The sequence below is a fragment of the Klebsiella sp. JN_Kp121 genome (assembly GCF_040062145.1).
Lineage (GTDB): Bacteria > Pseudomonadota > Gammaproteobacteria > Enterobacterales > Enterobacteriaceae > Klebsiella > Klebsiella aerogenes.
Genome location: NZ_JBEAHX010000035.1, coordinates 113,714 through 127,778, shown reverse-complemented (window position 1 = coordinate 127,778; position 14,065 = coordinate 113,714). Strand labels below are relative to the sequence as shown.

Below are 14,065 nucleotides of genomic sequence, written 5' to 3'. Positions count from 1 at the left end.
TTTCTTGCTGCACAAGGCAGACAAGATAAGTAGCGTTAAGGTCCGCTATGAGCGAGAAGCGGACACGGGAATAGTTTTCAATAATGATCAGTACGTATTGAGCAGAACTAAATACTTAAGATATGCTTTAATTTGACGTACATCTATTCAAATGTTGAAGAATTTCTTCACTAATATAAAAGATGCAGTCTAAATGCTTACTGTGCTCAATAATTCTACTATGTAAATTCGGGTTACCACATCCTTCTACAAACTCTGACATTTGTCTTGCATCAAATAGCTCATCCTTTTCAGCTATCAGAACAATTACAGGTAATGGCAATGCTGCAATTTGCCTTGCAGGTTGACGCGGCGTCAAAGCATTCGCCATATTCACGCTGTATCGCTGAACAAATTCAGGTCTTAATAGCATAACCTCATTGGGAAAATTAAGAGTCACTGCATAACGGTTACCGCATAGTAATCCCAAACTGAGCGCATTTAGTACGAAAGGCCACTTGCTCACCGACGCGAATGGAACCATTGTTCTTCTGCAAATTTTAGCTGGCGCAAAAGGCCCAAACTCAGGCGCAAGTAAAATCAGGCTGTCACTTTGTTGAGAGGGGGTGAAGCGAGTAAAATAATTGATCAACATCCCCCCTCCGCTTGAATGGCCAAGCAAGTGAACTCTGGCCCAGGGGAACTTTACGCGAACATGTGCAAGAACAGTGTCGATATCCTGCCAGACCTGCTCCGGATTAGAAACGCTACCTTTGTTACCCAATGAGTTCCCGTGTCCACGGATATCTATGAGGCATGTACAAATAGCTCCACGATGACTTATCTGATGAGCAAGGATATCGTAACCAGCATTTGAGTTGACTCCACCACCGTGGTAAACGATAAGAACATCCTCAACTGCGCTTGCGGGTTCAAAGATGCGAATGTTTAGTCCTGCTATCAAATATTCAGCTACATTTTTAGCAAGTGGTAATAAAGTTCTGAGTTGTTTATAGCGGTCGTTAAAATTTATGAAATCAATCACGTCAAAAAATCCATGCAGATGAAGTTCGGTATCCTAAGAATGTTTTGCTCAAAGTATGCACTGTTTTTTTCTTCAGAACTCATACTGGGGGAATTTTCTTCAAAAAATTCCTCCTAACTTCTTTCTTGCTCCTTATCTTCAACTTCCGCTCCTGGTACAAAGCGAACCAACCAACCGAATTTAAGATCCAGTGTGAGCGGGAAGCGGACAGCGGATTTACCGGTTCTGTATAACCTAACGGATAGATTTTGATACTATGCCGGACCCGCTAAACAACATGCGGATACCCAGGCCAATCATGACAACACCTGTAAATCGTTCCTGCCATTTGATAACGCCTGGGTGTTTACCTAGCCAGTTACCAAATGTGCCTGATGCCATCGCGACTGACCCCAGAGACACGATTCCTGCCAGCTTTTGGATACTGCCAAGGACAAGCAATTGCAGCCAAACTGGACCCGCTGCGGGATCAACAAATTGAGGAAGAAAAGCAAACATGAACAGCAGGGATTTTGGGTTAGTCAGGCTGTTCAGAGCGCCTTCCTTAACGGCATTCCAGTCAGAAATTTTTGCCGTTTTTCGCAGCCGCGTATCAGTACCTGAAGTCGCAATCATTTTTATGCCCAGCCACATCAGATAAGCCGCACCGACCCACCGTAACAGATCCAGCGCAACCGGCCAGGCATGAACAACGGTTACCAGCCCGAGGACAAGAAAAGAAACTTGCACAAAACCTGCTACAAATACATTGCCCAGGACCGTAAGCAGCGCAATACGTCTTCCCTGACCGACACCTCTGGCGATAGTCAGCATCATGTCTGGCCCAGGAGAAATCTCCAGCAGCGTCAGCGCGAGAAGGAAAGTTATAAACGTTTCGATGGAAGGCATCGTGATTGAGTCCAGAAAAATATTTCCGCTACGTTACCTCAGTCCGATTCATGCCGAAAGCGGAATATATTGCAGCGTCCGCCTGTGGCGCTACACAGACATTTCAACTCTCAGTGATGCGGCAGCATTTTGTCCTTTTGATCAAATTACGCCCCACTACCGACCCGAAGGCCGGTAGCTGTTGATACAACCCATTACCACGCGTTATTTCAGGTTGTTGCGGAAAAAGTCCGTCAGCTTGTCGAAAGGGATCACGTCAGTGCGGTCATACAGATCGACGTGCCCTGCCCCCGGAACGACATACAGCTCTTTAGGCTGACCGGCGCGTTTAAAGGCGTCCTCGCTGAACTCTTTTGAATGGGCCTGGTCACCGGTAATAAAGAGCATCGGACGCGGCGAAATGGTTTCAATATCGTTAAATGGATAGAAGTTCATAAACTTACCGATACTGCTCAGCATCGGTTTTGTCATCAGCTCCTCTTTCTCGCCCTGCGGGGTGTAACCGCCGCGTTCGGTGCGGTAGAAATCAAAGAACTCGCGCTGAATTTGCGGCGTAGAAGCGTCCAGCTTATTCACGGTACCCGGAATGTATGCTTTCTCTCCTCCTTTGAACTCGGCAAACCGCTGCTCAATGGCCGACTGGATAAAGGCCTTACGCTGTTCCAGCGTCTGGGAATGGTTAAGACCGTTACGAAACGCGGCGCCCATGTCATACATGCTGACGGTGGCGATAGCTTTCATACGCGGGTCAATTTTCGCGGCGCTGATGACAAAACTTCCGCTGCCGCAGATGCCCAGCACGCCGATATTTTCTGGATCAATAAACGATTGTGTACTGAGGTAATCCACCGCCGCGCTGAAATCATCTGCGTAGATTTCCGGTGAAATCAGGTGCCCCGGCTTGCCTTCGCTTTCTCCCCAGAACGAGAGATCGATCGCCAGCGTAACAAACCCCTGCTCCGCCAGCTTCTGCGCATACAGGTTTGCGCTTTGTTCCTTGACCGCGCCCATTGGATGACCAACGACGATCGCCGGGTTTTTGGCGTTCTGATTTATCGTTTTCGGGACAAACAGATTGCCAACCACGTTCATTTGATACTGATTTTTAAAGGTGACTTTCTGCTGCGTCACCTTTTCGCTTTTATAAAAGTTATCAGCGCCTCTGGACATATCCGCCGCCGAGGCGGCAAATGCGCTGATGAACATTCCCAGGGCTAACGCAAATTTATTCATGATAGTTTCCTTGTCAGGACGAGTGTGATGAAAGACCCTCGGCAGAGGCGTCTGCACGTGAGGTCAGGAAAATCAGTACGGTTGCGATAATCAACATCGCGGCGCTGGCCAGAAAGGTGCTCTGGTAGCCATGATGGTCGAACAGCACGCCCCCCACGGTGGATCCCAGCGCTATGGACAACTGCACCATCGCCACCATCAGCCCGCCGCCCGCTTCGGCATTCTGAGGGAACGTGCGTGGAACCCATGCCCACCATCCCACGGGCGCAGCGGTTGAAATAACCCCCCACAGCCCGAGCAAGGCCGTCACGATGGCCGCCTGGCTGCCAAACGCGATCAGGGTCAGCGCGACGATCGCCATCAGCACAGGAATAGCCATTAGCGTCGGGTAGAATCCGCGCTTCAGTACCCGGCCAATCAGCGTGGTGCCGATGAAACCCGCGCTCCCGATGACCAGCAGGATGAGAGTCACCGCTGAGGCGTCCACCTTCGTGACCGTCTCAAGGAAAGGCCGGATATAGGTAAAGAGCGTGAACTGCCCCATAAAGAAGATCCCCACCCCCAGCATGCCCAGCATGACCACCCGACGGCGTAACAGTATGAAGACGTTGCCGGCCCCCGCTGGCTGGCGGGTAACCGGCATCGAGGGCAGGCTGAGTAGTTGCCAGATAAACGCGACGATGGCGACGGGTAACAGGCAGAAAAAGGCTCCCCGCCAGCCGATGACGGAACCCAGCCAGCTGCCCAGAGGCGCGGCCACAACGGTTGCCAGCGCATTGCCGCTGTTAAAAATGGCCAGGGCCAGCGGAACACGGTGCACCGGCACCAGACGCATCGCTGTCGCCGCCGACATCGACCAGAACCCGCCGACCACGATGCCAATCAGGGCCCGGCCGGTCATATAGGTCAGGTAATTAGGTGCCATCGCAATGACGCCCCCCGAAAGTGCCATGATGCACGTCAGGCCAAGCAGCAGGTTTTTCCGGTTAAGCGTGCCTGCCAGTCGGGAAATAAACAGGCTGGTCACCACCGCAAACGCGCCGGAAATAGCGATCCCCTGCCCGGCCATGCCTTCGGTGACGTTTAGGGAGTGCGCCATCGATGTCAGAAGGCTGACCGGCATAAACTCGGAGGCGATTAGGGCGAAGACGCACAGCGTCATAGCAAACACGCCGCCCCAGTGCGCCTGTTGTTTTTCACTTGCTCCGTTCTGGTTTTTGGTTTCAGTTTTCTGATTACGCATTTAGCCTTTCTTTTCCGTTGATAATGGGATGCCCTTCCCCTTCTGAAACGGCGACGTGGGGGATAAGCGCGTGAGTTAAAGAGAACGATGGATATGGAAGGCGCGACGGCTCAATCCGCAGCCCTGAGCCCGGCAGAGAGGAGCATCAGCAGGGACGTCTTACGGTGAGCATTTTCCATCTCGTTTAGCGTTGACTTTTTCATCGCATTATTGTTACCAATAGGCAGCGGTGAAACTAGCTAATGAATGCTTAATAGCTTTATAAGTAAAATTTATAAATAGCCCGGAAACCAATATGGCAAGACGCAACCTCAACGATTTACTCTCTTTCGTCACCGTGGCGCGGGAAGGCAGCTTCACGCGTGCCGCCGCGCAGCTTGGCGTGACCCAGCCTGCGCTGAGCCAGGCGATTTCCGGGCTGGAAGAGCGAATGCAAATCCGCCTGCTGACGCGGACCACCCGCAGTGTGTCCCCGACGGCGGCCGGGGAACGCCTGTTGCAATCGGTGGGCCATCGTATTGATGAGATAGAGGCTGAGCTGGACATGCTGACTGAACTGCGGGACAAGCCTGCAGGAATCGTCCGCATCACCTGCGGGCCGAACGTGCTGAAAACGACCCTGCTACCCAAGCTGGCGCCGCTGCTCCGCGAATATCCGGATATTCATATTGAGTTCGATGCTAATCACGGATTCCGGGACATCGTGGCGGATCGGTTTGATGCGGGCGTGCGGCTTGGCGATACGATTGATAAAGATATGATAGCGATGCCAATCGGCCCGAAACTGCGCATGGCAGCAGCCGCTTCGCCAGATTATTTCGCACGATACCCGGTGCCGAAAACGCCTCATGATCTGACGCAGCATCAGTGTATTAATATGCGCATGGTTCGCTCCGGCGGGATTTATGTCTGGGAATTCGATCGCGAGGGAGGAGAGTTGAAGGTCCGGGTTAATGGACAGTTGACGTTTAACACGTCGGATCATGTTGTCGACGCCGCCCTGGCAGGGTTAGGCATCGCCTTTTTACCTGAAGAGGAATTCGGCCCACACATCAGAGAAGGTCGTCTCGTACGCGTGCTTGAGTCCTGGTGTCATCCTTTTCCGGGCTACTATCTTTATTATCCCAGCCGCAAACAGCCTTCCCCAGCCTTCTCACTCGTTGTTGATGCGCTGCGCATGAACGGGAAACTTTAGGTTTAAGATTTTTTCGCTGTATCAGGATGGACTTATCAAATGACCAGAACAGAGAGGCTTCTCGAATTACTACAGATATTAAGGGCGCAAAGATATCCCATCACGGCATCCACGCTCTCAGAAAGATTAGGGATAAGCGTACGCTCACTTTACAGGGATATAAAAACACTGCAGCATCAAGGGGTGCGCATTGAAGGTGGGGCCGGAATGGGTTATATCGTTAAGTCTGACTTTCATTTGCCACCCTTAAATTTTTCTCATGAAGAAATCAATGCTATTACCCTTGGGCTAAATTGGGTATCTCATAACACAGATGATGATTTCAAAAATACAGCAAGGAATGCGCTTGCTAAAATACACGCCGTCATTCCCGACGAATTAAAAAGCCTTATCGAAAGCCAATCCTATTTGATCGGCCCTTCAGAAAGTAATGAGGTCTTTTTCAAAGACATTCGCGATGCTATTAAAAAGCAAAAGAGAGTCCAAATAAAATATTGTGACAAGAAAGGCGCTTACTCTTCTCGTGTTATATGGCCCATCGGATTGGCATATATGCAGTCATGTTGGCTTTTGGTCGCATGGTGTGAGATGAGAAATGATTTTCGTCATTTTAGAACTGACAAAATTGCAGAGATGGCACAACTGGACTCTATATACAGGGAAAGCCGGATGGCTTTATTGAAAAAATGGAGAATAAAAGAAGGAATCGCCGAGGAGAAAGAGTACTGACAAAAACTGTCACAGCTATTTTGTATACTCCCTCAGATGAAAAACTCAATTCTACATCATAGGGGGAAGGATGAATTTGCAGAATAAAGTTGCTGTCATCACAGGAAGCACCACAGGGATAGGTGAGGCAGTCGCAGAGCAATTACACCAACATGGTGCTAAGGTCGTTATTGTCTCCCGCTCGCCAGAGCAGGCCATCCAAAAAGCGAAACAATTATCTTCACAGGGGCAACAGGCGCTGGGGATCGGATGCGATGTGTCGCAACCTGAACAAGTAGAGAAAATGATTGCTCAAGTGATCAAACATTTCGGCAGACTTGATTATGCTGTAAATAATGCGGGCATAACAGGTGAGCATGGTAAAAATATAACAGAACAGACGGTTGAAAACTGGGACAAAGTTATTGCCACTTCATTGAGCGGCGTTTTTTACTGCCTAAAATATGAAATACCTGCAATGATGAAGTTTGGCGGCTCTATCGTTAATTTATCTGCAGTCAATGGTCTGGTAGGCATTCCAGGATTAGCGCCCTACACCGTGGCTAAACACGGTATCATCGGTTTGACCCAAACCGCAGCATTAGAGTTTGCAACGCAAGGCATTCGAATCAATGCCGTCGCTCCGGGCTATGTCCAAACGCCACGAATGAGTGAATTTCCTGACAATATCGTACGTAGTTTCGCCAATAGCCACCCTATGAAGAGGATGGCAAAAATGCGGGAAATAGCAGACTTCATACTGTTTTTGCTGTCAGAAAATGCGGCGTTCTGTACCGGCGGCGTTTATCCCATCGATGGGGGTTATTTAGCTGAGTGAAACTCCCCCCAGTACTTTTAAACTGCAAGAGTTTCATAAGGCTTTAACGTCGGCTATGTCGAGGTGTGAACCTCATACAGTTCGACGTTAACCCTGGGGAACCGCTCATTCCCGTTCTTCTATCCAGCTCACAAGCTCCGCAAACTGAGCTTCTGAAAATACCGCGATGCCATGCTCACTGAGCAGTGACGCCGCCACTCCCATACCCGATTTACGCTGATTACTGAAAGAACCATTATAGATAAACTGACTGCCGCACGTAGGACTACCATCAGTTAACAATGCGGCGGTACAACCTGCTTCTTGTGCTGCTCGCAGAGCCAGCCAGGCTGCCAGTTGATAATGCGGCGTAACATCCCTTCCCGTATTTTCAATTATTCTGGCTTGTCCACTCATTACGTCTCTCCCATCAGCCGACACGATCTCGGCAGGTGGTCGCGGAACAGGTAGCCCGGCAGCCAGCTCAGGGCAGTGGATTACCAGGCGCTGCTCCCGTTGCCAGCGAGCAAGTTGATGGGTCATCTGCGCTTTCTCTTTTCCGTTATAACGGACTTTAAGGCCCATCAGGCAGGCACTGACCAATATTTTATTTATCATTTCTTTGTTGGCCCCCGGAGACCGTTCACCCGCGCTTTCCGCGGCACACGAAAACTTAGCCCTGCCCGGCAGGCAGCAGTGATTCCACCAGCGCCGTCCACAGCGCCACGCCGGGCGCCAGTAGATCGTCGTTAAAATCGTAGCTGGCATTGTGTAGCGGCCTGGAGGGCGTGTCGCCGTCTGTGCCTATCCAGAAATAGGCGCCGGGACACACTTCCAGCATGCAGGCAAAATCCTCCGACGCCATGGAAGGATTGATCTGCCAGCGCACCGCGGCTTCGCCGAGCTCGGCCTGCGCCACCTCGCGCACCTTCAGCGCCTGTTGCGCATCATTTTTGGTCACCGGATAGCCCGGATACCACGCAATCTGACCGTCAACGTCGGAAACCTGCGGCTGCGTATGCACGTACTGCTCAATGAGGTTTTTTACCCGCTCGCGCACCGTATTGCTCAGGCAGCGAAAAGTCCCGCGCAACACCACGCGGTCCGGCAGCACGTTGATCGCCTCACCGCCGTTGATCTGGGTAATGCTGACCACTGCGGAATCCTGCGGCGACAGGCGGCGTGACGGAATCGTCTGCAGCGCCATAATCAGCTGTGCGGCGGCGACGATAGGGTCGGCGCCGCTCTCCGGCATCGCCGCATGGCAGCTTTTACCGGTGAGCGTTATCTCGAAGGCGTCAAGCGAGGCCATCATTGCCCCGGGATTCACCGCCACATGCCCCAGCGGCAAGCCTGGCCAGTTGTGCAACGCGTAAATGGCGTCCATCGGGAAGCGCTCGAACAACCCCTCTTCCACCATTTTGCGCGCGCCGCCGAGGTTCTCCTCCGCGGGCTGAAAGACAAAATGCACGGTGCCGCCAAAGTTGCGGGTCTGGGCAAGGTGCGCGGCGGCAGCCAACAGCATGGCGGTGTGGCCGTCATGACCGCAGGCATGCATCACGCCAGCACGACGCGAACGATATTCCACCGTCCCCTGTTCAGCGATCGGTAGCGCATCCATATCGGCGCGCAGGCCAATCACCGGCCCCGGGCCGTTCTCAAGCGTCGCGACGACCCCGGTACCTGCCAGCCCGACATGTACCTGCAGGCCGAACGAAGCCAGTAGCCCGGCAACCCGACGCGAGGTCTCCTGCTCCTGGTACCCGAGCTCCGGATGAGCATGAAAATCGCGACGCCAGCCGATAGCTTCGGCAATCAGTGAAGACGATACCGCCATGTCCTGTTCCTTCCATTACTGAATGAGTGGTCCCCGTCCTGCTGCTTCCAGGCGGCACCCTTCGTTATATCCTTTCGCCCCCGCGGCTGACAACTTCAGCGATGATGATTTTTGTCTATTCACCAGCGGATCGTTTTATCGATATCAAAAATAGTAGCTATTTCAGCGGTGACTTCCGTCAGCTGATTAATTATCATGCAGACTGGTCGGCGTCTTGCCGGATTATCCACCTGCAACCTTCCGTTATCGGGAATACAATGTTTAACCCAGACCAGAATCGCCTGGCCCCCACGCTGGCGATGATCATGGCCGCTTCACTTGTGGGATTTATCACCGGCTATACGGTGCCATTAATCAGCCTCGAGCTGGCGCAGCAGCAAGTTGCTCCGCTTTATGTCGGCCTGCTGGCCGCGCTGCCGCCCGCTGGAATGATGCTCTCTTCTTTTCTTTCTCCCGCGCTGTGCCGTCGTTTTGAAATGGGTGCGTTGCTCAGCGTTAGCCTGATTCTGCTGGCGTTGGCGACCATCGCCTCCTGCATGACCACCGACATGACGCTGTTGCTGGTGCCGCGTCTGCTGACCGGACTCGCCTCCGGCGTCATTATCGTATTGGGGGAAAGCTGGATAACCGGCGGCGCGGCGGGCAGTAATCGCGCTACTCTCACCGGCATCTATGCCTCGGCCTTTACCGGCTGCCAGCTCGCCGGCCCGCTGCTTATCTCCGTCGGCCCCGCCTGGCAACACGCGGCGCTGATGGCCATTGTCGCCATTACCGCCGTTTGCCTGCTAATGCTGCGTCATCTGCCGCGCGGCAGTCGCGAAAGCCTTGCCGAGCGCGCGAGCTGGCGCAGCCTGGGGGCGTTTCTGCCGGTGCTGGCCTCTGGGGTATTCTGCTTTGCCTTCTTCGACGCCAGTATTCTCGCGCTACTGCCGCTGTACGGCATCGATAAAGGTTTAAATGAAACGATGGCGGTACTGCTGGTCACCGTCGTCCTCACCGGCGACGCCATGTTTCAGGCGCCGCTGGGCTGGGTTGCCGACCGCTTCGGCATCCGTCGCGTGCATCTTATCTGCGCGGTTGTCTTTAGCCTGTCGCTACTGGCGCTGCCGTTTATGCTCGCCTCGCGCGTACAGCTGATGGCTATCTGCCTGCTGCTCGGCGCCGCGGCGGGCGCGCTTTACACCCTGTCGCTGGTGCGAGCGGGGAAAACCTTTAGCGGGCAAAAGCTCATCATGATTAACGCCCTGTTTGGCTTTTTCTGGTCCGCCGGTAGCGTGGCCGGGCCGATTGTCAGCGGCATGCTGATTGGCGTCTCCGGCTATGACGGCTTGATCATCACCCTGTTCGCCAGCGGCGTGCTGTTCCTGCTAATCCAGTGCCTTAGCAAGAATGAAAAAACGCTGCTCGCCAATGAGCAGGAAGAAGACATGGAAGAGGCTACCGAGACCGCGCAATAGCGGAGGTTGTTGATAACGGGCAGGCGGGGATCCACCTGCCCGTTTTGCTTTTGGCTACAGCACCTTACTGAGGAAGGCAGCGGTGCGCGGATTGGTCGGCGCGCTAAAGATCTGCGACGGTTTACCCTCTTCCTGAATCACCCCCTGATCGATGAAAATCACCCGGTCGGCCACTTCGCGGGCAAAGCCCATTTCGTGGGTCACGATCACCATCGTCATCCCTTCGCTGGCGAGATTTTTCATCACTTCCAGCACATCCCCTACCAGTTCCGGATCCAGCGCTGATGTGGGCTCATCAAACAGCATGATCGATGGCTTCATTGCCAGCGCGCGGGCAATCGCTACCCGCTGCTGCTGACCGCCGGAGAGGCTGGAAGGCCAGGCGTCACGCTTATCGCTGAGTCCCACCTTCGCCAGCAAGGCATCCGCCAGGTCGACCGCCTGCTGGCGCGGCATGTTGCGCAAATTCATCGGCGCCATCAGCAGGTTTTCCAGCACCGTCATATGCGGAAACAGGTTAAAGCGCTGGAACACCATGCCAACACTTTCACGCATCTTGTTGAGGTCGGTCGTCCGGTCATGGGCGGCAAAGCCGTTGACCACCACTTCGCCTTCGCTCACGGTTTCCAGCGCATTCATACAGCGCAAAAAGGTGCTTTTGCCCGAGCCGGAGGGCCCGATAATGCACACCACTTCCTGCGGTTTAATATCGCAACTGATGCCGCGCAGCACGTGACTATCGCCAAAGCGCTTATGTAAATTATTAATGTGAATCACTTTTGCCAAACCTCTTTTCCAGACGGTTAACCAGCTGCGCCAGCAGGAAGGTAATCACCCAATAGACCAGCGAGATCGTCAGGTAGGGTTCCCAGTAGGTGGCGTAAGCGCCGGAGACGGTTCGCGCCGCGTAGGCCAGATCGGCAAGCCCGATCGCCGAGGCCAGCGATGAGTCTTTAACAATAGCGATAGCGTTGTTGCCAAGCGGCGGCAGAATGCGGCGAAACGCCTGCGGCAGGATCACTTTACGCATGGTTTTCCACCACGGCATACCCAGCGCGCGCGAAGCTTCCATCTGCCCTTTATCGATAGACTGGATCCCGGCGCGGAAAATCTCCGACACGTAGGCCCCGGCGTTAAGGGTAATCGCCACGATACAGGAGAGGAACGCGCCGTAGTTAGAACGCAGTTCGCGGGCGAAATCGGCGCTCATTATCCCGCTGGTGACCAGCAGGCCGTCGCGCGGGTTAATAAACAGCGGCACCAGCGCAAAGTGGACCACCATAATCTGCACAAACAGCGGCGTACCGCGGAAGGCGCTGACGTAGAAGCGCACCGGAAACTGCACCAGATAACGCAGAATATATTTCCATGGCCCGTGTTCGGCCTTCGCCATCCGCCCCAGCCCAAGCGTTAACCCCCACAACGTCCCGAGGATCACGCAGATAATGGTACATTTAATCGTCATCAAGGCGCCGTCCATAAACAGCGGGCCGTACTCCTCGATGATCTCCCAACGAAAGAGGCCACTACATAATCAGGACAACACGCAGGGCTTAGAATCCAGCAATGGCAAGGGTTAAGCTATATCCCTTGTTTTATGAGGCCTTACGATGACTGCAAAAATTGAGCACACTTCCTACACAGCTAAAAACGGTTATACGTGGCGTAAGCGCTACGTAGGTAGCACCATGAGCATTGCCCTTTTGACCAAAGATCACAACACAGCAGTAAGACGTTCTACCTTGCTCACCATGAAGTTCATCGAATACGCCGCGCATGAATGGGGCTTTGCTGCGATGGCTGAGACGCTCAAGAAATATCGTGACACCATGACTACAGCGGACAAGATGAACCAGCTACGAGCCACCTTAGCGGCTACAGGATACGATCTGAATAATCCGGCTATGCCGATCCCGGCAGTGGCGCAAGTATCAGCGGTGGCTTTGCACGTTGCTGAACAGGCACAAGCGGCTAACACTAAACAGGGCTTTGAAGAAGCAAAACAGGCATGGATAGACGCTAACCTATCAGACTGGCGGCCTAAGACCTTAAACGGCTTTAAGAATAGCTCTAACAAGCTGATGGCCTATCTTGCTACTAATGGCGTGATGTACGTAGAGGATGTGACGAAAGATCACGTAAGAGGCTTTAAGCAATACCTTGATGATTCAGACTTTGCACCGGGAAGTAAGAAGAGCTACTACAATAAAAATCAGCAGTGGTTTAATTACATGGTGAACGATAAAGAATGGATTGAAAAGAATCCGTTTAATGGGCTTGCATTCAAAAGCGCTGAAGTGATCAACATCAAAACGCCAATGAATCACAATGACTTTGAGCATGTGTTTAACCTGCTTTGAATCGCCACGGATAATCTAGACACTTCCGAGCCGTTGATAATACTGGTTTTCATATTCTGTCGGTGACATATGATTGCTTGAACCATGCCGACGCTTACTGTTATAAAACATTTCGATGTAATCAAAAATATCGCTGCGGGCTTCTTCCCGCGTTCCGTAGATCTTTTTCTTTATCCGTTCGCGTTTCAGCAACTGGAAAAAGCTTTCTGCAACCGCATTATCGTGACAGTTACCGCGACGGCTCATACTCCCCTCCAAGCCGTGTGATTTCAGAAACGACTGCCACTCATGGCTTGTGTACTGACTGCCCTGGTCCGAGTGAACCAGCACCTGTTTTTGGGGATTACGCCGCCATACAGCCATCAGCAGTGCGTTCAGGACAATGTCCTTTGTCATCCGGGATTGCATTGACCAGCCGATAATTTTGCGTGAGAACAGATCAACAACCACGGCAAGATACAGCCAGCCTTCGTGGGTCCTGATGTAGGTTATGTCCGTTACCCAACGCTTATCCGGAGCATCCGGATTGAACTGTCGCTGGAGCCTGTTGGGCGATACGATACTGGCCTCGCCTTTGCGTGCCCGCGGGCTCCGGTACCCGACCTGAGCCTTTATCCCGGCACGATTCATCAGTCGCCAGACTCTGTTCACTCCGCACTGTTGCCCGCTATCCCGCAAGTCCAGATGGATCTTGCGATAACCATAAACGCAACCGGACTCCAGCCAGAACTGTTTGATCTGTCCCGTCAGTCTCAGATCTACCTGGTGGCGCTGAGAATACGGTTGCTTAAACCAGGCGTAAAAACCACTGGGATGAACATCCAGCACCCGACAGAGCAGGCGAACAGGCCAGCAACAGATGTTGTCACGGATGAAGGCGTACCTCAGTCGGACAGCTTTGCGAAGTACGCCGCGGCTTTTTTTAATATATCCCGTTCGTCAGTAACCCGCTTCAGCTCTTTCTGGAGACGGCGGATCTCGGCCTGAGCATCTGACTGTTCTTTATTAGTGGAAGAATCCGGACCGTATTTCTTTATCCAGGCGTAAAGGCTGTGGGTGGTGATATCGAGACGTGTTGCAACGCTGGAAACAGAATAACCACGATCAACAACCTGTTTGACTGCTTCAATTTTAAACTCTTCGGGATAACGCTTACCGCTCATGGGCACCTCTCTTTAAGCCATCTTAAATGACTCCGAGGTGTCTGTTAAACCCGTGGCGATTCAGTTTTCTTTCCTTTTCAGCGTCTTTTACGGAGTAAAAGTAAATAACTACGGCGCACTAATCACATCTCATTTACTTC

At 52.6% G+C, this 14,065-nt stretch carries 14 protein-coding genes; 5 read left to right on the top strand and 9 right to left on the bottom strand.

What is annotated here, in order from left to right; all coding sequences use genetic code 11:
• Positions 1-127: 127 nt before the first annotated feature.
• The 4 genes from ABLU86_RS23135 to ABLU86_RS23120 form a co-directional block, all read right to left on the bottom strand.
• On the bottom strand, positions 128-1,024 hold the full coding sequence (locus ABLU86_RS23135; RefSeq protein WP_348796412.1) for an alpha/beta hydrolase: 897 nt from the start codon (positions 1,022-1,024) through the stop codon (positions 128-130).
• A 234-nt stretch (positions 1,025-1,258) separates the two neighbouring features.
• Positions 1,259-1,912 (bottom strand): LysE family translocator, encoded by a 654-nt coding sequence (locus tag ABLU86_RS23130; RefSeq protein ID WP_015366973.1) that lies wholly within the window; start codon positions 1,910-1,912, stop codon positions 1,259-1,261.
• Positions 1,913-2,116: 204 nt separating this feature from the next.
• Positions 2,117-3,145 carry an alpha/beta hydrolase gene (locus ABLU86_RS23125; RefSeq protein ID WP_348796411.1) on the bottom strand — a complete coding sequence of 343 codons (1,029 nt, stop codon included), beginning with the start codon at positions 3,143-3,145 and terminating at the stop codon, positions 2,117-2,119.
• Positions 3,146-3,158: 13 nt separating this feature from the next.
• Complete coding sequence (locus ABLU86_RS23120) at positions 3,159-4,388, bottom strand: MFS transporter (protein ID WP_348796410.1); 1,230 nt, start codon at positions 4,386-4,388, stop codon at positions 3,159-3,161.
• Positions 4,389-4,683: 295 nt separating this feature from the next.
• Here ABLU86_RS23120 and ABLU86_RS23115 point away from each other — a divergent pair, with 295 nt between their 5' ends.
• The 3 genes from ABLU86_RS23115 to ABLU86_RS23105 all read left to right on the top strand — a co-directional run bounded on the left by ABLU86_RS23115 (position 4,684) and on the right by ABLU86_RS23105 (position 7,129).
• On the top strand, positions 4,684-5,583 hold the full coding sequence (locus ABLU86_RS23115; RefSeq protein ID WP_047040954.1) for a LysR family transcriptional regulator: 900 nt from the start codon (positions 4,684-4,686) through the stop codon (positions 5,581-5,583).
• 39 nt (positions 5,584-5,622) lie between these two features.
• The gene (locus ABLU86_RS23110; RefSeq protein ID WP_047058175.1) at positions 5,623-6,312 is read left to right on the top strand and encodes a YafY family protein; all 690 of its coding nucleotides are present in this window, start codon (positions 5,623-5,625) and stop codon (positions 6,310-6,312) included.
• A 70-nt stretch (positions 6,313-6,382) separates the two neighbouring features.
• Positions 6,383-7,129, top strand: a complete 747-nt coding sequence (locus ABLU86_RS23105; RefSeq protein ID WP_348796409.1) for an SDR family NAD(P)-dependent oxidoreductase — start codon at positions 6,383-6,385, stop codon at positions 7,127-7,129.
• Between the two features lie 105 nt (positions 7,130-7,234).
• Here ABLU86_RS23105 and ABLU86_RS23100 read toward each other — a convergent pair whose 3' ends face one another.
• Positions 7,235-7,726, bottom strand: coding sequence for a DUF523 domain-containing protein (locus ABLU86_RS23100; RefSeq protein ID WP_020079058.1), 492 nt, complete (start codon positions 7,724-7,726; stop codon positions 7,235-7,237).
• A 55-nt stretch (positions 7,727-7,781) separates the two neighbouring features.
• Entirely contained in the window at positions 7,782-8,945 is a 1,164-nt protein-coding gene (locus ABLU86_RS23095) for a M20 aminoacylase family protein (protein ID WP_047056289.1), read from the bottom strand.
• A gap of 257 nt (positions 8,946-9,202) precedes the next feature.
• Here ABLU86_RS23095 and ABLU86_RS23090 point away from each other — a divergent pair, with 257 nt between their 5' ends.
• Positions 9,203-10,402: an MFS transporter gene (locus ABLU86_RS23090; protein ID WP_026612337.1), complete on the top strand. Its 1,200-nt coding sequence runs from the start codon at positions 9,203-9,205 to the stop codon at positions 10,400-10,402.
• Positions 10,403-10,456: 54 nt separating this feature from the next.
• Here the strand turns inward: ABLU86_RS23090 and ABLU86_RS23085 are convergent, their stop codons facing one another.
• Both ABLU86_RS23085 and ABLU86_RS23080 read right to left on the bottom strand, forming a co-directional pair.
• Positions 10,457-11,179: an amino acid ABC transporter ATP-binding protein gene (locus tag ABLU86_RS23085; protein WP_047740733.1), complete on the bottom strand. Its 723-nt coding sequence runs from the start codon at positions 11,177-11,179 to the stop codon at positions 10,457-10,459.
• Positions 11,166-11,882: an amino acid ABC transporter permease gene (locus ABLU86_RS23080; RefSeq protein ID WP_126027474.1), complete on the bottom strand. Its 717-nt coding sequence runs from the start codon at positions 11,880-11,882 to the stop codon at positions 11,166-11,168. Before ABLU86_RS23080 ends, ABLU86_RS23085 begins: the two co-directional genes overlap by 14 nt.
• A gap of 130 nt (positions 11,883-12,012) precedes the next feature.
• Between ABLU86_RS23080 and ABLU86_RS23075 the strand changes: the two genes are divergently transcribed.
• Positions 12,013-12,762 (top strand): phage integrase SAM-like domain-containing protein, encoded by a 750-nt coding sequence (locus tag ABLU86_RS23075; RefSeq protein ID WP_348796408.1) that lies wholly within the window; start codon positions 12,013-12,015, stop codon positions 12,760-12,762.
• A gap of 15 nt (positions 12,763-12,777) precedes the next feature.
• Here ABLU86_RS23075 and ABLU86_RS23070 read toward each other — a convergent pair.
• Positions 12,778-13,925 (bottom strand): IS3 family transposase gene (locus tag ABLU86_RS23070; protein ID WP_126027476.1). Its coding sequence is split into 2 segments (ribosomal slippage): positions 12,778-13,688 and positions 13,688-13,925, totalling 1,149 coding nucleotides; the frame shifts between segments, so codons are not numbered across the junction.
• Positions 13,926-14,065 lie beyond the last annotated feature (140 nt).